Below are 25,279 nucleotides of genomic sequence, written 5' to 3'. Positions count from 1 at the left end.
ATATAACATTTCAAACATCAACTATTATTGATGCTGCGAAATGTCATATAGCGTTAACCAATTTAGACACTGGGGATAACACCATGAACACTGAAACTACTGAACTATTTGCTACTGATACCGAAACGAGCAATACACCTTCGTTCAGCAAAGGAAAATTACCAACAGTGCTTACAGATATCTATCAAGACAATCTGAATATGGTGGTTTGGGAGCGTGCTTTCAGTGAGGAACTGACACAAGCCATTGAAGAGTTTGTTGCTAATAACCCAGATTTCAGTAAGTCCGTGAACGTCTCTTCTGAAAGCGCTTATCAAGAATTACAAAAATCACTCGACGACTTGCCTCCAGCTTTAGTTCAGAACATTGCTGAGCTAGTCGATATGTTCTGTTGCTTATTCGATCTTAAAGATGCTGGTGTACGCCTAGCAACATTAAACAGTGCTATGTGCCCACGCTTTCATGTCGATCGTGTCCCTTGCCGATTAGTCACTACTTTCCATGGCACAGCCACACAATGGCTACCTAACCATGTACTTGATCGCTCTAAGCTTGGACATGGAAGCAAAGGACAACCTGACCACCTATCCGGCTTATACCAAGATGAAAGTAACGTTCAACAGTTGTCGTGTGGTGACGTCGCGCTATTAAAAGGCGGAGCGTGGATTGGTAATGAAGAAACGGCATTAGTGCACCGCTCACCAATGGTTTCTGCACAAGAGAATAGACTGCTGTTGACCGTAGACTTTGGTTAATGGTTGAACGCTGAAGTCCAGTCGCTTTTGGGCTTAACGTGAGTCGAATATTTTGAACAGCGAGGAAGTATAACCAACATAAAATTGGCGACTTCCTCTAAGTAGATTTAATGAGATGTTCGAGATGAAGAACGCTGCACGTGATACAAAGCGCCCCCTTTTGAAAAACATTGTGCCGGAGTCATATTGCCGATCAAGTTTCCATTGAAATAACACGCCATGACTGGTTCGGTGTTTTTAGGCATCTCAGCAACAGAAGACAAAGAAGTCAGCGCAACAGCGAGTGCGATTAGATATTTCATTTGGCTCTCCTAAGTTATCAGATTCAAAGCAACCTTTGGCAAGGTGACATTTAGATCTTAGTGCATGGAACCGTGGAGGACAAAGAAAATATCATTATTTTACAATGATTTATATTTACGCGACGTAAGTTTTTATTAGATAATTTTACGCACTGATAACAAATTAACGTAAAAAGCCTCACTACGTTGTGAGGCTTTTTATACTCTGTTTTCGTGAAGCCATTACGTAAACTGGCTATCTGTTTGATTGCTAAGCAAAGCTCAAAATACGCAGTTACGTAATGAGCGACATAAATGGAGCTCCTCTTATCCAGAGCCTTTCATCAAAATGTAATTCAGACTGATGATCTCCCCCCTCAATTACATTCCATTTTACCTAACTCGACTTAGCACTTTTAACCAACCACATCACCTCATAGGCCGGTACTACAATTGTCGGTTCAGAAATGCGTTGCCCAGATAGGATATCAATACAATCTCGACTGCCTAACACATCACAAATTGATGCCGGAATATGTTGAACCGTTTCACTAAAGCTGCATATCGCCAACAGGCTTTCACCATTTTCATGACTGCGGCAGTACGCAAACAAGTGTGGACGATAGGTCTCAAGGATTTCTGTTTTCGCCTCTCCAAACACTGGGTTTTGCTTACGCAGCGCTACCATCTGTTTCAGATCTTGGCTGATTCGGTTTTGGTAACTGCCAGATTGTTCAGCAAGTTTAATCGCATCAGCAGTGATAACGGGACGGTTTACCCAACGAGTATCATCACGTTTAAACTCATCCTCTAGATAAGCGTGGTCGTTCAGAATCCCTAACTCATCGCCTTGGTAGATTAGCGGGATACCACCAATACTGAGGTTGATACTGTTTAATAGACGAATACGTTTGAGAGCAAACTCAATCTCTTGTGAATCGTCGGCTTCAATAGCTTTTTCTAACCCCGCTAGAGATGCCAATGAACCACACACGCGACAATCGCCCGTAGTTGGATTTTCTTGGAATGGCACGCCTTGAGAGAATGAACCTTCAAACTTGCCGGTATAGAACTGGTTCAAGAATCGACGGTGCTCGAAACCATTGATGCCTAACTGTTCGGCAACTGCATCATCAAACGTCCAACCGATATCATCATGGCAACGGATGTAGTTCACCCATGAACACTCACCTGAGATTTCGAAACTCTTCTTAAGCGAAGCCGTCAGGAGCTCGGTTTTGCGTGTTGCGAGGCTCTCCCACATCAACGCCATCATTAATGGGTTATACGATAACTGGCATTCATCTTTGTCGATGTATTGTGCCACCTCGTCTGGGTGAACAATCGCCTCAGACTTGAACAGGACCGCTGGTGCCGCGATTTGTAGACAGGAGTTAAAACACTGAATCAGAGTATGTGCTTTTGGTAGGCTCTCACACTGTGTCCACTTCTCTTTCCAGATAAACGCAAGCGCGTCTAGGCGTAAGCCCTCACAGCCAATGTTCGCTAGGAATAGCATCTCATCAGTGATTGCATTAAACACCGCTGGGTTCGAATAGTTCAGATCCCATTGGAAGCTGTTGAACGTAGTCCAAACATGCTTTTGAATATCATCTAAATACGTAAAACTGCCACGGCGTACGGTTGGGAAAATCTCACGACAGGTTTGGTTGTAATCGTCGACATCTTGCTTGTCAGTGAAGAAATAGTAGAAGTCTTCAAACTCAGGATTGCCCTTGCGCGCTTGCTCAGCCCAGTGGTGCTCGTCTGAGGTGTGATTAAACACGAAATCAAGAACCAGACTGATGCCCTCTTCTGAGAGTGCCTCAGCCAATTGAGCTAAGTCTTTCTCTGTACCTAACTTCGGGTCTACCTTTCGGTAATCCGATACAGCATAACCACCGTCACTATCCCCTTCTGGCGCTTTGTATAGCGGCATTAGGTGTAGGTAATTAATACCCAATGATTTTAGGTAAGGGATCTTCTGTTGTAGCTTTTTCAGATCGCCCGCAAACAAGTCAACGTATACCGCCATGCCAAGCATTTTTTCACTTCGGTACCAAGTTGGATTCTTCAATCGCTTTTCATCTAGGTTCTTCCACTTTCGCTTACGGCCAGCGAACGCTTTCGCGAGCACAACCACCAGCTTTTGTAAGTGCAGGAAAAAGTCATAACGCTCACCGTAGAGCTCATGTAATTTGCTGGTAAGTGATGGGAAGTATTGCTCTAGACGTTCTAAAAATACCTTCTCATCTTTTTTGGTAAGCTTTGGTAGTTCAACTGAATCCAGTACTTGGTTCAATGCCTTTTGAGCTTGTTGTTCCGATAACATTATTTGTCTCCCATTAGACTGGCTACTTGGACATTGGCTAGGTTTAAGCTGCCGCTATCGACACTAAGTACCACGCTAGCATCGGTATTTTGGGCATAAACAAGATTGGTGAAACTGAACTCACCACCATTAATCAGGAGCTCGACCGAGCCTTTATCAATCAACACCTCAAATTGGAATTTGCTCTCGACAGGAAGCTCGATACGGTAGTCGTGTGGGAAGTACTCATCAATGCGCGATTTGCCAAACTGACCACGACGCACCGAGCGCACTTCAATGCCTTTTTCCGAGCGTTTAAATTCAAAGAAAGCTGGCGTGTCTTGATACAGGTTTAAGTGCAGAGTTTGCTCAGCTTCAAGCTCACAATGCGCGCTGAACTTCATTGTCTTATGTTGGCTGTAAATACTTACCGCTTGCTCATCACTTGGTAAGATCTCTTGCGCATCAAGGCTTAACGCCTTATTAAGCTCTTTGATAAAACGCTGCCCGACTCTCAAACCTGCTTTGCTTTCAAATAGGAATAACTCACGTGGCATCGCCATAGAGCTGCGGAATGCTTGCGTTGGCAGTTCGAGTGAGTATTGATGATTACTCATCCAAGTACTCACGATACGACGACCGTCTTGTGTTGGAATATCAGAGAAAGATTGTGTGGCGTAGTAATCACGACCGAAGTCTAACCATAGAACGGTCTCTGAGTGATTATGGTTAGTGAAGGTCTCACCATCAAAATCGCCAATGAAGTACTGTGTGCCTGCGCCACCACAATGCGCGCCTTCACCGATACCAACCACTAACACCCAGCGAGTCTCTTCACTGCCTTCTACCTGCATCTCAAACAGATCCGGACATTCCCAAGGGCCTTTGCTGTGTGCACCATGGCGATAACCAAACTCGCTCACTAAACGCCAATCTAATAGGTTGGTTGAGCGGTAGAACTCAATATGCTGCCCACACGAGACCACCATTACCCAAGCTTGGCTCTCTTCATGCCAGAGCACTTTCGGATCACGAAAGTCAGGGTTGCCACGAGCTGGGATAATCGGCGCGCCATCAGCATACTTCATCCAAGTCATGCCATCTTGGCTGTACGCTAGAGACTGTTGTTGAATAGGGTCTTCCACTTCCGAGCCATCAGCAAGGGTTACTTTCGGTTGGATAAACGAGGTGTAGAAAGCCAATAAGCCCGGCTTGCCATCTTCAAACAAACCAGAGGTATTATTCCAATCAACAATCGCACTGCCAGAGAAACACATGCCCGAATCATCTGGGTATAGCGCAGGATCATGCTCTTGCCAGTTGATTAGGTCATCACTGATTTTGTGTCCCCAATGCATTGGTCCCCACACCGTATCGTGTGGATAGTATTGGTAAAACTGGTGATATTGGCCGTTAAAATAAACTAGGCCATTGGGATCATTCATCCAGCCTCTGTCTGGAGTCATATGAAGTGAAGGGCGATATTGTTCGCTCATAAGCCGCTACCGATGTTGTTAAAAATATGTCTAGGTTCGAACAGGCAATAAAAAATGGAGTCTATGACTAGGCTCCGAAATGGACCTGTTGCCGCCAAAGCCAGCCCGAAACTAGAAATACTGATAGGAGTGGTTCCCCCTGCTTGATTAAGAGGGGGAGTTATGAATTTAGAAACTGTAGTTAACACCGATTAAGCCAAACGGCAGAGTGTTGTCACCTGTGTCACCGTTGTCGTATTCAATATCCACCGTCTTATAGCTGACTTCACCAAAAACGCGCCAATTTTTAGAAAGTGGGTAGTTAGCAGAAGCCCCCACTTTTACGTAGTCTTCTTTATGCTTGTTACCTGTTGCACCGAGTTCGTTCTCAAAAGAGCCTATCTCAGCAAACAGCGCAGTACCTAATTTGCCAAAGCTATACCACATACCAGGTTTAATAATGGTTTCAGTCTCAACGTTTTCGTGTGATACGCCTTTTTCTTCCCACGTGCCTTGTTGGTAACGGAAGTTAATCCAAGCGCCCATGTTATCGGCAATCTTAAAACCTAGACCCGGTTCGATTTCCCAGTAGTTAAAATTACCCATAGCTCGGCCAACAACAGAGCCGTCGTCTAACGTATGCCCCTCTTTACGCTTCATTTCTACTTGGTAGAGACCGTAGCCATGGACATCTAGCCAATCATTGATTTGGTAAGAGCCGAAGACTTTGGCACCCGGAACACTGCGATGGTCGATACTCTCTTGTGCATACTTGAGACCCCAGCCAATGTTGCCATTCTTGATGCCGTAACTCTTGTTTACATAGATTTCAGTAATGTCGTTTTGATCTTCATGGTTCGCTGAAAAGAGTGTGCCGTTGTAGATGAACTCACGAGCCATATAAAAACCAAAGTCGTAGCCTGGCAGGTCATCGTGACGGAAATTACCATTCGCAAGTGAGTATTTGACTTTACCACCTTCCCAGCTATCACCATTCGATCGGCTACCGCTCCACTCTTCGACCTCAACGTTGGTACCGATGGTGCCATGGAACTTGCCCTCTTGCGCTTTTCGCTCAGCGTTAAGAGCCGTTAGTAGTTCGGCTTTAGAGTATTCACCTTCTAGTGCCATTAGTTTTGCTTTCAAATCAGCGTTGCTTTTTGCTTTGTCTTCGGCAAAAGCTGCGCCAGATAGCATTAGAGCTAGAAATACAGAGGAAGCCACTACTGTCTTTTTCATGATTATTACCTTATTATCACTATGTTACTGTCGCTCCGATGAGGAGCAATTATTGGTACCTGCTACAACAGGCATTAATGTTCACGTTGGCATTGGCTGCAACCGTTGCTAACGCAGTAATCGAAAGCCCGCTCGCCCGCGGGCTTTTTTATTATTCTTATCGTAATTAACTTGCTTGCTGCACTTGAGGTGGCAACGTGATTAGGTCATTAAGCGTATGACCACGCTCGTATGCCTTACCTTTGCTATCGAATAGATGACACTTTTCAGCAGGGATGCGGATGTTCAAACGCTGCCCTACTTCAACATGTACCGTACCCGGAACGCGCACTAGTACCTCTTGTCCGCCGCGCACCAGTGTTGTGTAAAGTAGTGATTCCGTACCAAGACGCTCAAGACCTTCAACGATAACGCCAACGCCTTTCTCATCTAGGTGGATATCTTCAGGACGAATGCCCAATGTCATTAGCGCACCTTGTGTCGCTCCCTGAGCATTCACTTCCGCTTCAAATTTGTAGTCCCCGACTTCTACGTGCGCTTTTTCTTCACAAGCAGAAATCAGTGTCGCTGGCAGTAAGTTCATCTTTGGAGAACCAATAAAGCCGGCAACAAACAGAGTTTTCGGGAAGTAATAAAGATCTAACGGCGAACCGACTTGCTCAATCGCACCATCACGCAGTACCACGATTTTGTCTGCAAGAGTCATCGCTTCTACTTGGTCGTGCGTTACGTAAATCACCGTCGATTTCAATTTCTGATGGTATTCCGCTAATTGAAGACGCATACGAACACGCAGTGACGCGTCTAAGTTTGATAGCGGTTCATCAAGAAGGAAAAGTTTCGGGTTCCGGACAATCGCACGACCAATCGCCACACGCTGACGCTGACCACCAGAAAGTTGACTTGGTTTTTGCTTCATAAGGTTTGTCAGTTCAAGCATTTCGCCGACGTCTTTAACTGCTTTTTTGATTTCGTCTGCACTGAGCTTTTTCGCCAGCTTCAGACCAAATGCGATGTTCTCTTCTACCGTCATATGCGGGTAGAGTGCGTAGGATTGGAAAACCATCCCAATACCACGATCCGTAGGAGACAAGTTGTTCACTACCTCGCCATCTAGACACATTTCGCCTGAAGAAATCTCTTCTAAGCCAGCTACCATGCGCAGCATAGTTGATTTACCACAACCGGATGGGCCAACGAAAACCGTAAATTCACCGTCTTCGATCACTAGGTTGGCGTCTTTGATGATGTGCGCACCATCTGGATAGATTTTGTTGATGTTCTTCAGTTCTAAGCGTGCCATTGTTCTACCTACGTTCTAATTCTTTCGCCTTGTTGGGCGTATTAGGGGCAGGCAAGCTGCCCCTTTCTTATTATGTGTAAAGCTAATTTGTGCTAGCGATTTGCTTTACAGGATTGCAGCGAGTTTCATCTCAGCTGTATCCTCGAAGCGCCATGTTGCATGACCAACACGCTCATCAGGGCCGATACCCACAACGCGCATGCCTGCTTCTTTCGCTGCGTCTACACCCGCTTCTGCATCTTCAACCACAATGCACTCGTCAGCGTTTACGCCTACTTGGCCTGCAGCGTGAATAAATACATCTGGCGCAGGCTTAGAGCGCTGTACTGACCAACCATCACCGATTGCATCAAACAACGATGTTAGACCAAGGCGGTGTAGGATTGGACGCGCATTTTTACTTGCTGACGCCAGTGCTACCTTGATACCACGTGCGTTTAGCTCCAGTAGGAACTGTTCGATTCCTGGCAGTACATCTTTTGCAGAAATCGTGTTTAGCAAGTCAACGTAGTAGTCGTTCTTACGTTTCATTAGATCTGCAAATTTCTCTTCGCTGATCTCACGACCATCTAGGATGATTTTTAGAGATGCTTCGCGAGATACACCACGTAGCTGCTCGTTGATTTCGCGGTCGAAGTAGTAGCCTTCTTCGTTCGCCATACGCTGCCATGCTTGGTAGTGCAGTTCAGCGGTGTCGGTAATTACGCCATCAAGGTCGAAAATAAATGCCTTACACATTGAATACAGCCTCTGTTGATTCGATTACACGTGGCTCACCCGCAACTTCAATGTTAAGTGGTTGGCCGTTAAACTCTGGACGAACAATGCTTACTTGTGCGTTGTCTACCGTTACTTCTAGACGCTCACCTTTCCAGTAGATTGGGAAGTTCACGCTATCCCACTGTTTAGGCAGGTTAGGGTTAATGCGAAGCTCGCCACCCAACATACGTACGCCACCGAAGCCGTATACCACACACTGCCACATGCCACCGATAGACGCCGCGTGGATACCGTGATCCGAGCTCTTCATGTTTTGACCGATGTCGATAGACGCCGCTTGTTGGAACAGGTCGTAAGATAGCTCTGGGTTACCCACATCTGACGCTAATACAGAGTGAGTTGATAGGCTTAGAGACGAATCGTGTAGCGTTTTCGGCTCATAGTAGTTCCAGTTCGCAAGCTTAGTTTCTAGGTCAAACTTGTCTTCCTGTTGTAGGAAAAGAACCATGATGTCTGCTTGCTTAGAAACCTGCATCTCGTTCACTTGATCTAGGCTGTAGTCTTGGAACAAACCACCAACGAACGGCTGCTCTTTGTACTTAGTTAGGTCAATGATTTCTTTCTGTAGGTAAGTATCGTCCTGAGGGATGATCTTATCTTCTTCACGTGGTTGTGGTAGGTAGATGTCATCTACGCGCTCTAGCCACATCTTGCGAGCTTCAACTAGGTTTAGCTTGTCAGACAGCTTAGCCAGTAGCTCTGGGTTAGACGCTTCTAGATCTTCGTAGTAACGAATCGCTAGCTTGATGTTCTCTACTGCCATGTAGTTCGTAAACGCGTTGTTGTCGATGTGCTCTTTGTACTCATCAGGACCGATTACGTTACAGATACCCCACATGTTGCGGTCTTCTAGCCAATCTAGGCGGCTTGTCCAGAACGTTGCTGTGTCGAACATGATCTCGTAGCCCATGTCGTCCATGAACTTCTGGTCGCCCGTGATTTGGTAGTACTGCCATAGTGCGTAAGTGATATCACACGTGATGTGCTGCTCGATAAAACCAGACCAGATCTTAGTCGACTTACCAGTGATGATGTCTACTGCGCCCCATACTGGCGTTACTTCTTCACCTGTTAGTGCAGATTCCCATGGGAACTGAGCACCGATGTAGCCGTTGTCTGCTGCTTTCTTACGTGCGCCGCCCAGTGTCTTGAAGCGGTACTCAAGTAGGCTGCGTGCAACTTCTGGCATTGTGTAGATGAAGAACGGAAGCATGAATACTTCTGTATCCCAGAATGAGTGACCTTTGTAGCCCTCGCCAGATAGACCTTTCGCACCGATACCGAAGCGAGAGTCGTGCATTGGCGTAAAGATGTTTAGTTGGTACTGAGCGAAACGCGTCGCTAGTTGGTCAAAATCGTTACCACCGATGGTGATGTTCATGTTGTCCCAACGCTTATCCCACTCAACGGCGCTGTCTGCTAGTAGCTCGTCAAAGCTGCGGTCAGCGTTCATTTTTAGGTTAGTTAGCGCGTGGTCACGTAGAGCTTGTAGCTCATAGCCTTCAACATCGAACTGCTTGTCACGAGAAGTGTGTACAACACCCACTTTCTCAGTACCAAATGTCTCGCCTGCTTTTAGCTCTTGATGAATGTTCAGCCATACCTTACGGCGGTCCATCTGTAGACCTGGGTCGATCTCAACTTCTGTACCATTTACGAAGTAACGGTGAGACGTTAGGAATACGAAATCAACTTTGCTTTCTGTCGTGTGTTGTAGAAGCTCAATGAAGCGCTTGTCATAAATACGCTTCTCACCTTCGTGGAAGTGCTGAGCGCCTGAGTTTGACAGTTGAGCATCAACGCCCGAACGGATTTCGATTTTCGCATCGCTGTTTACAGCCTTAACTTGAACGTCGAACGCCATTAGGTGAAGATTCGCTTGAGAGATGAAGCGGCGGAAGCGCATCTCAAAAGCTTTACCTTCTGAGTTTGTCCATGTGAACTCACGAGTCAACTCACCGTTCTTCACATTTAGGCGACGAGAGTAGTTACTTACTTCGCCAGACTCTAGATGGAAACGACGACCGTCGATAAAGATTTCAATTGAGCTCATGTCAGCCGCATTTGGAAGCTCTGTTACTTCCTCTTCATCAAATTTGTTGTAAGTGCCTGCTACGAATAGGTTACGTACTTGACCTACGTACTTTTCTTCCGTTGCACTACGGGCACCCATGTAGCCATTGCCTTGGCTCATTACTACTTCACATTTACCTTGAAGTGCTGAATCAAATGCCGTTTCTTCAACGATCCAATTTTTTAGTTCGCCTTGACCAGCGGTGTAGTTCATAAACATCTTAAATATCCCCGAAATTTAACCTTTAACAGCGGAAGAAATATCGTTACCAACGAAGTAACGTTGAAATACCATAAATACAATCAGTACTGGGATTGTCGACAGGAACGCGCCCGCCAGAATCAGGTTCCAGTCACCTGCTACGCCATAAGCGTTACGTAAACTCAATAGACCAACAGGAAGCGTAAATGCGTCAGCTGGGCTGTTAATCACCACAAGCGGCCAGAAGAAGTCATTCCATGCACCTTGGAACCCAAGGATTGTTACCGACAGAATGGCTGGCTTCGCCAGTGGCATAAATACTTTCCAAAGAATCACGGCTGGGCTTGCGCCGTCTACGATTGCGGCTTCTTCCAGTTCTTTCGGAATATTCTCGAAGAACTGCTTCATAATCAGAACCTGACCCGATGCCACCACTGCTGTGATGACCGCCCAAGGCGTATTCAATAGACCGATATCTTTGTAGATTAGGTAGTTTGAAATAAACGTTACCTGACCTGGAATCATCATGCTGAACAGCATGAAAGCAAACACTGCGCGAGCACCAGTGAACTTCAATCGAGCTAGGGCGTAACCTGCTGTACAAGCGAAGAACAATGTCAGTAGAACCTTACCAATCGCGATGAAGAACGAGTTGATGGTCCAGCTCATAAATAAGCTCTTACCGGTTTCTAGGCTTACTGACTCGGTGTAAACACGAACGTAAGACTTAAATACATAACCAATAAGACCTGGCGCCGCGTTATCCCATGCCGCAACTCGACCGCGACGTTCCATCTTGCTTGGTGCTAGCGTGCTATCAATCAGCACCTGACCACGTGGCGCTTCAACGGTTAGAGGAAGCGTCGCAATTTCAGGACCATTACCTTGATAACGAACGTTGAATTCCCAAGTTTGGCTCTGGCCTTGCTTTGTAATTTCGTTACGACCACGCTTTTCGACATACGTGACATTGTCACTTGAACTCACTAGGCGCGGCTCACTCACCACAGCGTAATCAGAAGCGAAATCCGTCACTGTCGCAGCAGCCATACCAGTACCCGGACGACGACGTGGAACTTCGATGGTCGGAACTTTGAATTCCTTGCCCTCTTCCACCGCATAAGTCACCGTGAAGTTAACCTCTGCCCCCGGAGCAAAACCACCAAACATCGGTGCGTTGTTACCCTCTTGACCTAACTGGTAAGCTGCGCCCCAGTTACTTGGTTGAACCTGAGCAAAACTGAATTTAAATGGCTGTTCAAGCGGGTCATCTTTCAAACTTGCTAGGAAAGCAACGACAAACGTGCCTAGCATTACGGTTGCGACCAGAATCAGTGCGCTGTATACCCAAGCCACTTTTGCCCAGCGACGACGCGCTTGGAACTTGGAAATCTCTTCCATTGATGCCATAGGTTTCGCATCATCGTGATTCATGGTTGAAACGGGATTAGTCATCTGCTTTCTCCTTCACACCAAAGATTTTCTGCAGATAAACCACTGCCAATGTAATGAATGCCAATACCAATGCCGCCGCGCTCGCCATACCGATTTGTGGCGTGCCACCCGGTGGGAATGCATTGTGGTAAACGTAGTAAGCCAGAGTAATACGTGACTCAAGTGGGGCTGCTGAACCCAGCAGAGCGACTTGGTCAAACATCTGTAGCGTACCGATGATCGAGAAGGTCACGACAACGAATGTCACAGGAGCCAGTTGCGGAATCGTAATGTTCCAGTGTTGTTGCCACTTGTTCGCCCCATCAATGTGCGCGGCTTCGTACAACTCACCTGGAATGCCTTGCAAGCCCGCTAAAAACAGCAGCATGAAGGTTGGAATCGTGGTGTAGATGTTTTGAATCACGATCGCCCAAAGTGTTAATGGCATTGGACCAACATGGTCACGGGTGTTTAGCCAGTTAACCTCTACCACATCTTTGGTCACCTCAATCCAACCCATTGCACTTGCGATAAAGGCAGCGATACCCGCCACAATCACAGAGAGAATGGCCCATGCAGGGTCGAACCAGCCTACAGGCAGTCCCTTGATACGGTCTTTAGTCACTAGAACAAATTGAGTTGCCACCGCTACGAGCACGAAACAACTGATGTGTGGATAGTGATTCACAACATCTGTCACAAAACCATTTAGGTAACCGTTCTTTTGGTAGAACCAAATGAAAATCAGCGTAACCGCAGCACTGGAAAGAATGCTTGGTAGGTAAAAGGCTGTTCTAAAGAAGCTTTTCGCACGAATCTTAGAGTTAACTAGAATCGCTAGACCTAATGCTAATACCGTTTGCACACAGGTAACGATAAGGGAGAACCAAATCGTGTTTGCCAATGACAGTAAAAATAAGTCGTCGGTAAGCAATGCTTTGAAGTTCGCTAAACCAACCCATACCGCATCACTAAACAGGTCGTATTCAGTAAAACTGAAGTAAACCGTTCGAACCAATGCATAAAGAAAGAACACCACCAAAGTCAGTACAAATGGCCCAGCTAGGAGCCATCCGTAAACTTGTTGGCGAAGACGTAAAGAGTTCATCGCTCGTCCTACTACTTAGCCGTTAGTGCATCGTATTTAGCTTGAGCCATCTTGAGCGCTTCTTTTTGCGTCATTTGACCAAGCAGTACAGAGTTCAAGGCTTCGTTGATTGGAGTCATCCAAGCTGTACCGTAATCACCAAACGCAAAGGGTTCGACATTACCTTCTAGAGCACCTTTAAAGACTTGTTTCGCCAGTTCACTTTCTGAATCTTCAACCTCGAAGAATTTAGCGTCACTCAGAGATTCGCGGCTTGGAAGTGCAAGGCCTGAGTCCAGTACCCACTCTTGCGCTTCTTGGCTCGTTAAGATTTCGACTGCTTTTTGCGTTGCTTCTACATTTTTGCCATCAGCGTTTATGCCCCAAGCAACAGTAAATAGAAGGTTGCCGCGCTCACCTGTTTTCGGGTCGGTTGGCATTAAAGTTGTGCCGTAAGGAAGGTTTGGCGCTTTGTCACGCAGGTAGCCACTGATCCAGTTGCCTTCAAGCGCAACCGCTGTTTCTTCTGTACCAAAACAACCGCCACCCCAGCCCTGACCTAAGTCTGTAGCCAAAATACCGACTTCATCTTCAGAAACTAAGCCTGTGTAGAAGTTGAATGCACGCTCGAAGTTCTCATCAAGAACTGTTTCTCCTTCTTCATTGAATGGCTTCCAGCCTGTCGCCAATGCGAATGGAGCAAAACGTGCGTAATCAGGCATAACACAGATACCTGATACTTCATCGCCTAGTTCATCTTTCACCGCGATCAGCTTTTTACGTAAATCTTCCCAAGAATCGCTGTTAGTTGGGTAATCAACGCCGGCGTCATCGAAAATATCTTTGTTGTATTGCAGTGCGATCGTATTGAAATCCTTAGCAATTCCATACTGTTTACCATTTAACGTAAACGCACTATTGAGGCTTGGAATAACGGCAGAGCTAACGCTATTTAGCGATTCGCTGTTTGCAGCGACCTTACCCGAGTTGACCAAAGTGTTAGCGAAAACTACATCAACATAAAAAGCATCTGGTGCTGTACCTGCAGACAAAGAGTTAGTTATAAACTGAGAGAAATCACCTTCGACCGCTTGGTATTTAACGGTTAATCCCGCTTCTTCAAAATCATCGGCCAATACTTCTTTTACCAAGTTGTTCAGCACAACAACGTCATTACCACCCCACCCAGCGATAGTAACTTCCGTCTTTTCAGTTGCGGTTGCAGATAGGTTTGCAGCAAGTAGGGATGCCGCCAATATTGTTTTTTTCATGTTGCCCTCAGTTCCTTAATTTCAAAATCTGAGGGTATTATGCAGAGTTTACGTAAACGCTTACGTTAAATCGATCACAATTTCGTTTTGAGCAACGTTTGGTACATCTATTTTAGTGATCAGGATCTAATTTAGAGCCATAAATATCCATTTATGGGACATTTACTCCTATAAAAACCTATAAAAAGTACGTAATGAGCCCTATAAATGTCACGATTGAGTAAATTTTTCGTTAGGTTATATAAAAAGGGCATATCTTTCGATATGCCCTTTTTAGGTAATAGGTAAAACTATGTGTTTATGTCGTTTCACCGAGCTTCAATGTAATAGGCACTACAGCACCAACAGGCTGTTCGCCTAATATTGCTAGCTCAAGCATTGAGGCTGCTTTCGCCGCTATCTTGTCAGTGTCTTGAACAACGGTTGTTAAAGTTTTAGAGATTCCTGGCAAGCCATCATAGCCAACAACCGAAAAGTCTTCTGGGACACGATATCCACGGTCTTTCAAAGCAGCGATCACACCAAGCGCTGTTTCATCGCTTTCACAAACAAACCCTTGGTAACCGTCGAGTTGCTGCTTATCCATCGAAATAAAGTATCGGTATGCGGCAATCTCACCTAGTGGATCATGGCCTGTCCTTAGCTCTCTGATGGGAAGTGCATTACTCGCCATTACTGACATATAGCCTTGATGGCGGAATTGATAACCATCACCGTATGTCGTAGGTGTCACGAAACAGATATCGCTTAACCCTTTATCTACAAGGTGTTGCGTTGCCTCACGGCCACCATTAAAGTCATCAGGAGCGACCCAAAATGAACCTTCGCTCATTCCAATACAGACAAAAGGCAAGCCAAGGTCCTTACAGGTTTCGACACGCGGATCGTTAGCGGTCATACCTAATAAAATCGCACCACCCACTTGTTGTAAGTCCACCTCGCCAAAACTCACAGGCAACAAGTTACGTCCTGAGTTGCGAATCGTTGCAGAGAGAGACGGCCAAAGCATACCCAAGTAGCGTGAAGCGTAAAAATCGATAGGTCCTAGAGAAATCGCAATGGTATTTTTATGATTCCCCATTAGTTCGCGTGCCGATGTACTCGGTACGTAACCCAAATCCTTACAAATATCTAGAATACGTTTACGCGTTTTCTCACTGATGCCGGGTTTGTTATTTAAAGCTCGACTGACAGAAGCAATTGATACACCTGCGATTTTTGCAGCCTCATGTATCGTTGTTTTCTTTAAGTCGGCCTCAGTTTTCGATTCACTCACACTGGTCCCTCTGACTACAAACGTAAATTTTACGTTCATTATGTTCTTATAATCATATTTTTCAAGTAAAAATACGTAAACACAGAACGACTCATGATCACCATCACGGTTAGAACGCGTTGTTTAAAGCTTCTCAAACAACACAAACTCAAATGCCCTTTTACAAGCAGCACTCAAGTCCACTTTTACCTATTAGTTTCAATGGCATAGGAATCTAAGACATCGGTGACGACGAAGATGACATTAAACATTAGGGACAAGTGAGAATAGAAGTGACAGGGACAACGACGTAAAGAGAAAAGAAGGAATTTAAAGTAAATAGCTAAAGATATGTTTTTTGATATTTGCGCTTAGTTTTCTTAGCACTAAAACGACGAAAGCCTAGCATTGCTGCTAGGCTTTCCGGAATATGGCGGTGAGGGAGGGATTCGAACCCTCGATACGTTTCCGTATACACACTTTCCAGGCGTGCTCCTTCGGCCACTCGGACACCTCACCAAATTTTGTTGTTAAGCTGTGTTGCTCAACGAGGCGCTACTTTATTGATTCTGCTCGCATTGGTCAAGGGGCATTGTCAAAAAAGTTACCTTAATTGGTCTGTTCGCTTACAAATTAACTCATTCGTTTGAAAACAAACCAAATATCAACAAGATTACGCTTGTTGGTAGTAACCCGGTACACGGAACCATTTACGGCACATATCCAAGAAGTAGCCATATAGCACGCCCATGCCGCACGAAATCACTGCGTTACTGGTTACTGCTGTAACGATTTGATCAGTTGAAGCACCTACCGCGAACAAGATACCTGCATACACTGGAGACTGGAACAAAACGTACGCAACTAAATCAGACAGGTTTTTCGCCAATGAACTGTCTGAAATTTTCGCGCCGTTACGTAAAACCCAGTCACGAAAAACACCGTAAGGCCATGCGATCGCAATATTCACAGGAATAGAGAGCGTTCGTGATGCAAGAGACTGTTCAAACGACATACCAGAGATAAAAATCTCAACAATCATGCCAGAGATAAAACAGAAAACTACCATAGCAAAAGTATCCGCTGCTGCGTTACGAATACAAAATGGCCCACGAGACTTCATCGCATAAAACCCAAAATATACCACTGCCAATTCAGTGATTTAGTAACATATAAAAAGGGTAATTCAACACCCAACCAGATTATGTCGCTATTAAAACACAAGATTTGCAGTGATAGATTTCAAATTTAAAATAAAGTTGTAAATTTACAACCAGAATTGACAGTAAAACCAGTTACTTCGACCAAAAAAACAGATCTAGCTCAATTTTCACTCAAACCGTACTTCATTTACTGTAATTTAAATACAATTATTCAACTGGAATATTAACGGTTATTGAGTTGATGAGTTCTTGTGAAGGAAAGCGTCCTTTTGAAAGCTCTTGAATGGCTTGAGTCAACAATGACGGAAGCAAAGAATCCTCCGTCGGCTCAATATGGATAAGCAGATTCTCCAACGCAAACGTTGCTAATTCTATACTTTGATCTTCAAGTGCAATGTACAGAGTCACCAAAAGCTCCTCAGTATTGTCTGGAGCTTTGATCACAGGTTCTTCATTCGACTGTGGTTGAGAGCCATGATATTGATAGAGCTTGTTAGAGAACCTAAATAGCGCATCATCAAGCTCTCGCTCATCAATGGGCTTAGCTATGATGTAATCTACCCCTGCCCCAATCATTCGCTCACGAGTCTCTTTAAAGACGTCGGCAGTACACCCAAAAATGAGCACCGATGACATATCGTCAGCCAATGCGCGTATCGCAGTCGTTGACTCTACACCGTCCATCACTGGCATGTGATTATCCATCAGAATCAAATCAAAGCGCTCAGAAGCCACTGCCTGAATCGCAAGTTCACCGTTTTCAACGCTCTTGCAGCTGAAGCCTTTATTGTTCATAAAGGTTTCAATGATCACCGTATTAGTGCGATTGTCTTCCACAATAAGGACTTTTAAACCTGAGTAGTTAAGCTTCGAATGCGGTAGGCTTTCGACCTCTCCGGGTTCTGTAGGCTCAATTCTCAAGTTCACATCAAAACTTGTGCCAATCCCCTCTTCACTGGTTACTTGAATGTCTCCGTCCATTAACTCAGTGATTTTTTTCACAATCGCTAACCCAAGCCCGGTACCACCAAAACGACGCGTGGTGGAAGACTCAGCTTGCTCGAATGGATTGAAAATACGTTTTTGAGCTTCTTTGGAGATCCCAATACCGGTATCACGAACCCGAATGTTCAGGTAGGTGTTGCCATTTCGGGTAACCTCTTTGAAGTAGACTTCAACAAAGCCGCGCGAGGTAAATTTCACTGCGTTATTGAGCAAGTTAAACAGAACCTGACGCAGACGTGCCTTGTCAGAGAAGTACCAACGACCAGCTGGCACTTCAGTGTAGACCTTAAATTGCAGCCCTTTCTCCGCAGACAAGGTGTAGTAAACACTGTTAATACTGCCAATCAAGGAGTCGAGTGGGAAACGAGTGTTATCCAGGTCTAACTTACCCTGCTCTATCTTCGAAAAGTCTAAGATCTCGTTGAGTAGCGTCATCATATGATCGCCAGATTCGTACAAACTGCGCAGATGTTTCTCTTGCTCGCTGTTTAAAGGCGTCTTAAGAAGGATTTGTGCGGTACCCAAAACCCCATTCATTGGCGTTCGTATCTCGTGGGAAAGTGTTGCTAGGAACGCCGTTTTGGCATTGGTTGATGCTTGCGCTTTTACTTTCTCAGCTTCAAGGAATACGGTTTTTTCATTGAATGTTTTTATCAGGTAACCAATCTCATCTTGGCTCTGATAGTTAACATCTATGACGCCCCCCTCCTTGGATCCATCAACCTTAGCTGCAATGGTGGTAATTGGACTGATCAGGTAGCGATTTAATAGGTAGTAGCCGGCCATCACACATAAAAGTAGGAACGGTGCGATACCCCATTCAATACTCATTACCTGCCTAGATACTTCATCAGCGACTAATAGCTTGGAGTTGACGACATCGACCTGCCAATCAAACTGACCAAACTTGTGTTTACTGATATAAATGCCTTCAACCAGATTGAAATTGTGTGTCACCAATATTTGTTGATGTTGATCACGTAAGGTAATGCCGAGGTCGTACTCTTCGGCGTGGCTTTTTATGAAGTTTAGAAGCTCGGTTAAAGATAAATCCACCGTCGCGACACCCGAGAACTTACCATCCAAATAAAAAGGCGCTGAAGCTGTAATCATTTGAATATGAGTATATGGATCTAAGTAGACATCACTCCAAGATACTGTGCCAACAGGCTTTTCTACGACAGATGCGTACCACGCCTCTTGGTGGTACAGCATCGACTTAGGGTTGTTGTACGAGAAAAGCTGGTCGATTTTTCCGTCGTCAGCTTTATTAAAGAAGTAACTGTCTCGTTCTCGATCTGCTTCGTACACATAAGGTTCTGGCCAAATACCAGCACTGATAATGGTATCGTCACTGGTCGCAAGAATCGATTTGAAATGACGAGCCAGCAATTTTGAGTCAGGTTGAGCTTGTGCAAGGCCCACCAGGCTGTGTAAAAAGCCCTCTGAGCTATTGAGTGGTGCCTCAATTAATGATGAAAGGATTTCTGCCCTTAAGTCTAGGTTCTGCTGGAGCTTGGCTCGTACAGGCGATTCAACAACGAAATAGGTGACACTGCCGATGATGGCAATAAAGGTCGCTAGGTACAATCCAAGCGCAACCATACTTTTTTTCTTAAGAGAGGAACGTATCTGCATATAGTTTTATTGTTGCTTTTTTATTTAAGCTAGCGACTATATCCAGTTACATCAAGCCTTTTTAGATTGGGTTTTGATTGCGACAGCAAGATTGGTACTATAAGCATAAATTTGTTTCACCTACTATGGTACTTCAGTTTGACACTACAAGAAATTCTTGCGCTTCCTGAGCTGGAAGGCAAACTTATCACAGAACACAAAACACTTGGCTTTGTGACTGCTATGGCAGCCGCGCCGAACGTGTTAACGCCGCACGAATGGCTTCCATTCTTATGGGGCGGTGAAGAAGTTGCTCCTTTCACTGATGGCGAACAACTAGAGAGCTATATTGAGCTTATCATTGCGCTTTGGAATGAAACTCGCCCAGCTTTAATGGAAGGTAACTGGACTTGGCCAGAAGCTTGTCAGTTGGATGAAGAAGAAGTAGTGAACGAAGCAACTCGTGATTTCTGTGAGGGCCTGCTACAAGGTTGGCAGATCGCTCGTGATGACTGGGAAACCTTGATGCCTGAAGACAGTGAAGACAACGCACTGGTTGGCGGCGTCCTACTTTCTATCAGCATGCTTTACGATCCAGAGACTTCTATTGCGACACTAGCAGAGCAAGGCGTTGAAGGATTGGAGCAGTTTGAAGAGATCTTCAATGCTGTACCCGTTATGCTATGTGGCTTGACGCAACGCGGTATCGCTTTGGCTGAAGCTCAATAACGAATGACATCGAGCATGCATCACGCGGTGATGCTATGAACGAAAGAATAAAAGGCTTCCCATCGGAAGCCTTTTTTGATCTCGTTAACCAAGGATTACTCGGTTCCACTATTTGTTTGTAATGGTTTGCCAGTTGAACTCTGGGATTCGCTCATCCGCAATATAAAAGAGCTTTGATCCTCCACTAACTTCAACATTCAACTCAGGATTAAGCTCGATCCCCTTCCCCTTACCGTGATCTATTGCGATCAACGTCGCTTGATAGCGCTCTTTGAAAACACTAAAGATAGGCGCGACCGTTGTTGTTTCTGCATTCTCTGGATAGTAAGTGGAGTATTGCGTCATTCCCCGTGTCGAGCTAAGCAACTCTTGGTGCAAAGCACTCGAGCCCGGATCTACAGCCGCCTTAGCCAACATTTCCGCGCCCACTGCCGGAATGCACTCCGAGTTTGGACAATGTTTGTGGAGCAAATCGCTCAAAGCTTCGTCTTTAAAGTAAACCAGCAAATGCGCATCAGGGTTTCGATTCGCACAGTACAGAGCTGCTGACAAAGTAATATCATCTTCTGGATTATCAATCAGGATACAGCTTGCCAACTCTATCCCCGTCTTTTCCATCTCTTTACCATCGGTGTAGCTGTTCACTTTAACGAAGTTGATCTCTCCCGGAAGAGGGTTTTCTATATCAGAACGAGTACACAACACAATTGGGCGCTTACCAGTCTCTTCATGCTGCAGCATTCTTATAAGATGTATCGTTCTTTGCTCATTCCAACCTAACATTAAAATGTGGTTTTCCACTCGAATTCTCCTTTTACCCAACAGACCTGCACGCCAATATTCAACACCCTCGGTTGCTACCTTACCGAGCAAAGCAGCAAATAAGCTGAGGCCTCCGGGAATCACAAATAGAATCACTACCCACTGACCAAGCTCTGTGGTTGGTGACAAATCACCATACCCAACCGTCGATGCTGTCACGACCAGATAGTACGCGAAGGTAGTGATTGAGGACGTGAGATCGTGCTCGCCAGCAATGAACAACAACAGCCATGCCGTAAGCACATACCCTGCAAACGCGACCAACAAGTTCTTCCCGTTTAACACGAATAGATTCGCCTGAAGCCAACGCTTGAGCTGTAACCAGATAACCATCTGCACCTCAATTAAGTATTTTGTTAATTACATGCTAGGAAAAATTCGCGATATCAACAAGATATCTGGTGTGAAACTCGAGAAAAAAGGTACAAAAAAGCCAGCACGAATGCTGGCTTTTAAACTCTGAAGGTAAAGACCTTGCTTACGCGTTACCCTTCACCTGCATGTTCAATTGCTCTGCGAAATCAAGCATGCGGTTCAATGGGATAAGAGATTTCACGCGTAGCTCGTCAGAAACGAAAATCTCGTGTTGCTCACCACCATTCTCAAGTGCATTTTCAATCGCCTCTAGGCCATTCATCGCCATCCAAGGACAGTGAGCACAGCTACGACATGTCGCACCAGCACCTGCTGTTGGCGCTTCAATTAGTTCTTTTTCAGGCACCAATTGCTGCATCTTGAAGAAGATACCTTTGTCTGTCGCCACAATCATTTGTGTATGCGGTAACTCTTTCGCTTTTTTGATCAGCTGACTAGTGGAACCAACCGCATCAGCTAGCTCAACTACACTTGCTGGAGACTCTGGGTGTACAAGAATTGCTGCTTCAGGGTAAACAGACTTCATTTTTCTCAATGCATCAGCAGAGAACTCGTCGTGTACGATACACTCACCTTGCCACAGAAGCATGTCTGCGCCAGTTTGGTTAGCAATGTACGAACCTAGGTGACGGTCTGGTCCCCAAATGATTGGCTTGCCTTCAGCATCTAGGCTTTCGACAATCTCAAGTGCGATACTTGATGTCACAACCCAATCAGCACGTGCTTTAACAGCCGCAGAGGTGTTAGCATAAACCACGACAGTATGGTCTGGGTGTGCATCACAGAACTCAGTGAACTTGTCTGCTGGACAGCCAAGATCCAACGAACACTCAGCTTCTAGTGTTGGCATTAAGATGCGCTTTTCAGGTGTCAAAATTTTCGCGGATTCGCCCATGAATCGAACACCACCGATGATCAGTGTGCTCGCTGGGTGACGGTTACCAAACTTAGCCATCTCTAGCGAATCACCTACGAAACCACCCGTCTCTTCTGCGAGAGCCTGGATTTCAGGGTCCGTGTAATAGTGAGCGATCAAAACAGCATCTTTTTCTTTTAGTAGCTTTTTGATGTTCGCTATGTGAGCCTGCTTTTGAGCATCGTTCAATGGAACTGGCTTCGGTGGGAATGGGTAAACAGTGTCGATTTTATCTAATATATGGCTCATTGCTCTTGCTCTACGCAACTTCTTCCGAGAATTAGAGCATTCTACACAGTACAACGATTGGGATCAAAAAGGATTGGGCATAAAAAAAGGCGCTGATGCGCCTCTTTTACTAAAGAACTATAAATGAGTCTTGGCTACTTTTGCCGATGCACTGTTCGGGTATTCGGCAACCACTTGTTCGTAGTACTTTTTCGCTTGCTCAGAGTTATTGTTACGCGCAGCGATGTCGCCAAGCTTCACTAAAGCATCAGCGCGCTTGTTTGAGTCTTTGTAAGCTACAACAGCTGCAAAGCTCTTCACTGCCTCTTTATCTTGCTTCTTAGCAAAGTAGAGCTGACCTAACCAGTAGTGTGAGTTAGGTGTGAACGTAGAATCTGGGAAGTCTGTTTGAAACTTCTGGAATGCAGTAATCGCACCCGTGTAGTCTCGCTGTTTGAGGATCATATCCACAGCGTTTTGATAAGCGGTTTGCTCATCAACATCAGTACTGAAAGTACCTTCGGCGCCTTTCGCGTCTGCTGCCGGAACAACAGCGGCTGCAGAGCCTGATGTTTTCACTTCGCTTCTTACTTTATCAAGCTCGATAAACAGCTCACGCTGACGCTCTAACATCTGTTTCATGTCATAGCTGTTGCGTTCAAGTTGACCACGAAGCTCACTGATCTCAAGAGCCATGTCGTCCATTTGTTGCTGCATTTGAAGTTGAACGCGATTGCGGTTTTGTAGCAAGCGCTCTAGACGCTCGATATCGGTTTCATTGGAAGCCGCTCGAGTAGAAGAGGAAGTTGAATTGGTTGTGGTGCTATTAAGATCGGATACTGGAGCTGGTGCAGCGAGCGCGGTGCTCGCTGCACTTGCCAGTAACGAAAGCATAATGACACGCTTCGTGTTACTGAACATGAGGCTATTCCTCAATTAAAAAGTCTACTAATTAGTAAACTAGTACTGCACGACGGTTTTTAGCGTACACTTCTTCAGATTGACCAAGAAGAAGTGGCTTCTCTTCACCGTAGCTTACGATAGAGATTTGGTCAGCTTGAACACCTAGAGCTTGTAGGTACTTAGCAACAGCTTGTGCACGACGCTCGCCTAGAGCGATGTTGTACTCAGGAGTACCGCGCTCATCAGCGTGGCCTTCTACAGTTACTTTCATGTCTACGTTTTTGCTTAGGTAAGCTGCGTGAGCTGCTAGCATCTCTTCGTAATCACCCGCGATAGTAGCGTTGTCGAATGCGAAGTAGATAGTTTGAGTTTCACGTAGTGCTTGCTCTTTAAGCTCTTGCTCTGACAGTTGACCGTTCGCGTCAATTGGTGTCACAACAGTTGTGTCTACGTTGTTTTCTGAACCTGAAGTTGCTTGGTTAGTTTCAGTACCAGAAGTCGCAGATGTTGCATCATCACTTGAGCTACATGCTGTTACTGCCATCACTGGTAGTGCAATCATCAAGCCTTTAAGAACTTTATTAAGTTGCATCTTATTTTCCTTACGTTATCAAACTTAGTTTCTACAGCCGATAAATTGCTATAGATAGTTACTTGCTACAATAGTTATTACTATCAATAGCTAATTGCTTTTAAGCGTGGCTACAGAAACGGCGACCATGCTGGCGCTCTTACACGCCCATTAGTTGCCGGTAATCTAGCTTTAAAACGACCATCGATAGATACCATCGACAGTACGTTTGTTTGGTTGTAAATAGAGCTATAGATGACCATACCTCCATTTGGTGCAATACTTGGCGACTCGTCTAGTAAGGTTTTAGTTAGGACCTGTACCGCGCCTGTTTCCAAGTCTTGCTTGGCCAAGTTAAATCCAGAGTTGCTGCGATTCACCATAATCAGGAATCGACCATCAGGGGTAATTTGACCACCTAAGTTCTGGCTGCCTTGCCATGTAATTCTTTGGGTAGAATTATCTGACAAATTTACATTATAAATCTGGGGTTTACCACCGCGATCAGAAGTAAAAATGAGAGACTTGCCATCAGGATGCCAGAAAGGTTCCGTATTATTGGCACGACCGCGAGTAATTTGCGTCAGTTTACGAGTTTGTAGATCAAGCGTGTAAACCTGAAGGCTGCCTGTTTTCGAAAGCACTAGTGCCAGTTTCTTACCGTCAGGAGAGAATCTTGGCGCACCATTGTGACGAGGGTATGACGTCACCTTTTCACGTTCACCTGTCGAGATATTCATAATGAAAATTTCAGCTTGACCATTTTGGAAGCTCACGTACGCAAGCTTCTCACCATCTGGAGACCAAGCTGGAGACATCAGTGGTTGCATAGAACGAAGCACCAAGCGTTCGTTATAACCGTCGTAATCCGCTACGCGCAAATGGTATGGGAACTTGTCTTTGTCATTCACTACAACGTAAGCAATACGTGTATTGAACGCGCCCTTCTCACCAGTTAATTTTTCATAAACATGGTCTGAAATAATGTGGGCATATTCACGTAAACGTGGGCCTGGTACGGTTGCTTTTTTAGTGAAAAGTACGTGGTCTTTCGAAAGAACCAATTGGCCCTCGTTGTTTAGTGCGCGGCTTTGACCATTTGTTAACTGGCCACGAACAATATCAACCAATTGATAATAGATTACATATTGTCCTTGCGCATCTTGAGTGATGCTGCCTGTCAGCAATGCATCAACACCTAGGTTTGTCCATGCATCGAAGTCTACATCTGCTTCGCTATAGGGTGTTTGTGGCATTTTGCTAATTGCAACAGGGCTGAATTTACCACTGCGCTGTAAGTCTGATGCGATCACAGCAGAAACATCATGTGGCAGTTTCTCTTTGCCTTCCCATTTAAAAGGCACAATCGCAATCGGTCGTGCAGAGTTGATACCATCGGTAATAACGAGCTCCAACGCAGCGTGTGCAAACTGACTGCTGGTCGCTATTACAAATACAAAACTCAGTAATAGTTTCTTTAACAC

General features: G+C 45.3%; 20 protein-coding genes and 1 tRNA gene. 2 read left to right on the top strand and 19 right to left on the bottom strand.

The features are described from left to right. Positions 1–83 precede the first annotated feature (83 nt). Positions 84–755: a DUF1826 domain-containing protein gene (locus tag AC6R05_RS12065; RefSeq protein WP_500647490.1), complete on the top strand. Its 672-nt coding sequence runs from the start codon at positions 84–86 to the stop codon at positions 753–755. A gap of 107 nt (positions 756–862) precedes the next feature. Here AC6R05_RS12065 and AC6R05_RS12060 read toward each other — a convergent pair whose 3' ends face one another. The 14 genes from AC6R05_RS12060 to AC6R05_RS11995 form a co-directional block, all read right to left on the bottom strand. Further along, positions 863–1,057, bottom strand: a complete 195-nt coding sequence (locus tag AC6R05_RS12060) for a hypothetical protein (RefSeq protein WP_500647489.1) — start codon at positions 1,055–1,057, stop codon at positions 863–865. Positions 1,058–1,433: 376 nt separating this feature from the next. Then, the gene (locus AC6R05_RS12055) at positions 1,434–3,368 is read right to left on the bottom strand and encodes an alpha-amylase family protein (protein ID WP_500647488.1); all 1,935 of its coding nucleotides are present in this window, start codon (positions 3,366–3,368) and stop codon (positions 1,434–1,436) included. Continuing rightward, the gene (locus tag AC6R05_RS12050) at positions 3,368–4,843 is read right to left on the bottom strand and encodes a glycoside hydrolase family 32 protein (RefSeq protein ID WP_500647487.1); all 1,476 of its coding nucleotides are present in this window, start codon (positions 4,841–4,843) and stop codon (positions 3,368–3,370) included. The genes AC6R05_RS12055 and AC6R05_RS12050 overlap by 1 nt, the downstream gene beginning before the upstream one ends. A 168-nt stretch (positions 4,844–5,011) precedes the next feature. Continuing rightward, positions 5,012–6,061 (bottom strand): OmpG porin family protein, encoded by a 1,050-nt coding sequence (locus tag AC6R05_RS12045; RefSeq protein WP_500647486.1) that lies wholly within the window; start codon positions 6,059–6,061, stop codon positions 5,012–5,014. Positions 6,062–6,227: 166 nt separating this feature from the next. Then, positions 6,228–7,364, bottom strand: coding sequence for an ABC transporter ATP-binding protein (locus AC6R05_RS12040; RefSeq protein WP_150871887.1), 1,137 nt, complete (start codon positions 7,362–7,364; stop codon positions 6,228–6,230). Positions 7,365–7,469: 105 nt separating this feature from the next. Further along, a complete protein-coding gene (pgmB, locus tag AC6R05_RS12035) occupies positions 7,470–8,102 on the bottom strand; it encodes a beta-phosphoglucomutase (RefSeq protein ID WP_150871884.1) in 633 nt (210 codons plus the stop codon). Then, positions 8,095–10,437: a glycoside hydrolase family 65 protein gene (locus AC6R05_RS12030; protein ID WP_500647485.1), complete on the bottom strand. Its 2,343-nt coding sequence runs from the start codon at positions 10,435–10,437 to the stop codon at positions 8,095–8,097. The genes pgmB and AC6R05_RS12030 overlap by 8 nt, the downstream gene beginning before the upstream one ends. Before the next feature lie 18 nt (positions 10,438–10,455). Then, positions 10,456–11,874, bottom strand: a complete 1,419-nt coding sequence (locus AC6R05_RS12025; protein ID WP_500647484.1) for a carbohydrate ABC transporter permease — start codon at positions 11,872–11,874, stop codon at positions 10,456–10,458. Next, the gene (locus AC6R05_RS12020; RefSeq protein WP_500647483.1) at positions 11,867–12,961 is read right to left on the bottom strand and encodes a carbohydrate ABC transporter permease; all 1,095 of its coding nucleotides are present in this window, start codon (positions 12,959–12,961) and stop codon (positions 11,867–11,869) included. The genes AC6R05_RS12025 and AC6R05_RS12020 overlap by 8 nt, the downstream gene beginning before the upstream one ends. An 11-nt stretch (positions 12,962–12,972) precedes the next feature. Beyond that, the gene (locus tag AC6R05_RS12015) at positions 12,973–14,211 is read right to left on the bottom strand and encodes an extracellular solute-binding protein (RefSeq protein WP_500647482.1); all 1,239 of its coding nucleotides are present in this window, start codon (positions 14,209–14,211) and stop codon (positions 12,973–12,975) included. A gap of 298 nt (positions 14,212–14,509) precedes the next feature. Continuing rightward, positions 14,510–15,487, bottom strand: coding sequence for a LacI family DNA-binding transcriptional regulator (locus AC6R05_RS12010; RefSeq protein WP_500647481.1), 978 nt, complete (start codon positions 15,485–15,487; stop codon positions 14,510–14,512). Positions 15,488–15,897: 410 nt separating this feature from the next. Next, a tRNA-Ser gene (locus AC6R05_RS12005) sits at positions 15,898–15,985 on the bottom strand. Between the two features lie 154 nt (positions 15,986–16,139). Beyond that, a complete protein-coding gene (locus AC6R05_RS12000) occupies positions 16,140–16,589 on the bottom strand; it encodes an L-alanine exporter AlaE (RefSeq protein WP_032549397.1) in 450 nt (149 codons plus the stop codon). A 247-nt stretch (positions 16,590–16,836) separates the two neighbouring features. Then, positions 16,837–19,272, bottom strand: coding sequence for a hybrid sensor histidine kinase/response regulator (locus AC6R05_RS11995; protein ID WP_500647480.1), 2,436 nt, complete (start codon positions 19,270–19,272; stop codon positions 16,837–16,839). A 138-nt stretch (positions 19,273–19,410) separates the two neighbouring features. On the opposite strand from AC6R05_RS11995, the gene AC6R05_RS11990 reads away from it, so the two are divergent. Further along, the gene (locus AC6R05_RS11990) at positions 19,411–19,980 is read left to right on the top strand and encodes a UPF0149 family protein (RefSeq protein WP_500647479.1); all 570 of its coding nucleotides are present in this window, start codon (positions 19,411–19,413) and stop codon (positions 19,978–19,980) included. A gap of 108 nt (positions 19,981–20,088) precedes the next feature. Here the strand turns inward: AC6R05_RS11990 and AC6R05_RS11985 are convergent, their stop codons facing one another. The 5 genes from AC6R05_RS11985 to tolB form a co-directional block, all read right to left on the bottom strand. Next, positions 20,089–21,135, bottom strand: coding sequence for a potassium channel family protein (locus AC6R05_RS11985; RefSeq protein ID WP_500647478.1), 1,047 nt, complete (start codon positions 21,133–21,135; stop codon positions 20,089–20,091). A 145-nt stretch (positions 21,136–21,280) separates the two neighbouring features. Then, a complete protein-coding gene (gene nadA, locus AC6R05_RS11980; protein WP_500647477.1) occupies positions 21,281–22,342 on the bottom strand; it encodes a quinolinate synthase NadA in 1,062 nt (353 codons plus the stop codon). Positions 22,343–22,459: 117 nt separating this feature from the next. Further along, a complete protein-coding gene (gene ybgF, locus AC6R05_RS11975) occupies positions 22,460–23,242 on the bottom strand; it encodes a tol-pal system protein YbgF (RefSeq protein WP_500647476.1) in 783 nt (260 codons plus the stop codon). A gap of 31 nt (positions 23,243–23,273) precedes the next feature. Then, complete coding sequence (gene pal / locus AC6R05_RS11970) at positions 23,274–23,816, bottom strand: peptidoglycan-associated lipoprotein Pal (protein ID WP_032549405.1); 543 nt, start codon at positions 23,814–23,816, stop codon at positions 23,274–23,276. A 110-nt stretch (positions 23,817–23,926) separates the two neighbouring features. Continuing rightward, positions 23,927–25,279, bottom strand: coding sequence for a Tol-Pal system beta propeller repeat protein TolB (gene tolB, locus AC6R05_RS11965; RefSeq protein ID WP_500647475.1), 1,353 nt, complete (start codon positions 25,277–25,279; stop codon positions 23,927–23,929).

The organism is Vibrio sp. R11-SG3-ISO9, from assembly GCF_059834255.1.
Note: the sequence above shows the minus strand (reverse complement) of the source record. Positions and strands in the feature narration are given on the sequence as shown.